This window comes from Microbacterium sp. B19, assembly GCF_000333395.1.
In the GTDB taxonomy this organism is placed as follows: Bacteria; Actinomycetota; Actinomycetes; order Actinomycetales; family Microbacteriaceae; genus Microbacterium.
In genome coordinates, this window is the sequence record NZ_BADA01000265.1 from 1 (window position 1) to 1,181 (window position 1,181).

Annotated in this window: 3 protein-coding genes; all 3 read right to left on the minus strand. The window is 70.4% G+C overall.

The annotated features are described in order from the left end of the window. On the minus strand, positions 1-363 hold a 363-nt coding region (locus I5G_RS09845), incomplete at its 3' end, for a hypothetical protein (RefSeq protein WP_026095819.1). 9 nt (positions 364-372) lie between these two features. Then, the gene (gene ruvC / locus I5G_RS09850; protein WP_026095820.1) at positions 373-978 is read right to left on the minus strand and encodes a crossover junction endodeoxyribonuclease RuvC; all 606 of its coding nucleotides are present in this window, start codon (positions 976-978) and stop codon (positions 373-375) included. A 48-nt stretch (positions 979-1,026) separates the two neighbouring features. Then, a partial coding sequence (locus tag I5G_RS21720; RefSeq protein WP_036327445.1) for a YebC/PmpR family DNA-binding transcriptional regulator occupies positions 1,027-1,181 on the minus strand: 155 nt, incomplete at its 5' end.

Below are 1,181 nucleotides of genomic sequence, written 5' to 3' on the forward strand. Positions count from 1 at the left end.
AGCGGTGATGAGCACGGCATCCACTCGGATGCCGGCGGCCCGCGCCGCGTCCGCGTTTCCGCCGATCGCGTAGAGCGCACGACCCCAGGCGGTGTAGCGGAGGACGAGCCCGGCGACGAGGAACAGGATGCCGGTGATCCAGATCGCGGCGGGGATGCCGGCCCAGCGGGCCGAGCCGACGTAACGGAACGCCTCGGGGAGACCGGCGAGGGTCTTGCCCTGGCTCACGCCGAGCGTGATGCCGCGGAGCAGGATCAGCATCGCCAAGGTGACGATGAACGGATCGAGCTCCACTCCCCCGACGACCACGACGAGCGCATCGTCGCCGACGTGCGCGGCGACACCCTGCAGCGAAGAGATCATGCGACGAGCCTACGCGCCGGTTCGGACCTTTGTTCGAGCGACACGCGTCCCTGTGGATGGCTGCCGCTTCTCGGCATCCCGCCACGCTTTCTGTGCGGGAGTGAGTGCGCCTCCGGTCGGGACCGTCGCCGCTCCCCCGCGCCAGGCGTGGCACAGGGCGAGAGCGAGCGCGTCCGCGGCGTCGGCCGGTTGTGGGAGCGCGTCGAGCCGGAGCACGCGCGCGACCATCGTCTGCACCTGCAGCTTGTCGGCGGAGCCGTAGCCGGTGATCGCGGCCTTGACCTCGCTGGGCGTGTGCGTGGCGGCGGGGATGCCGTGCTCGGCCGCGAGGAGCAGAGCGATGCCGCTCGCCTGCGCGGTGCCCATCACCGAGTGCCGGTTGTTCTGCGCGAACACGCGCTCGACCGCGACCACGTGCGGATCGTGCGCGGCGAGGACCGAGCGGATGCCGGCCGCGATCGTCGCGAGGCGCTTCTCGATCGGATCCGTGACGGCCGAGCGGACCACCCCGACGTGAACGAGGGATGCCGTGCGGTCGGGCGACACGTCGACCACGCCGATGCCGCAGCGCGTCAGACCCGGGTCGATGCCGAGGACACGCAGAGAACGAGACACGGCCCCCACGCTAAGCGCGAGGGCCGTGTTCCGGCGAAGGGCGCGCCCTTACTCGTCGTTCTCGAGTTCGGCCGCGACCTCGGGGCTCATGTCGAAGTTCGTGTAGACGTTCTGCACGTCGTCGCTGTCTTCGAGCGCATCGATGAGACGGAACACCTTGCGCGCGGTGTCGGCGTCGACCTCGACCTGAGCGAGGGACGAAT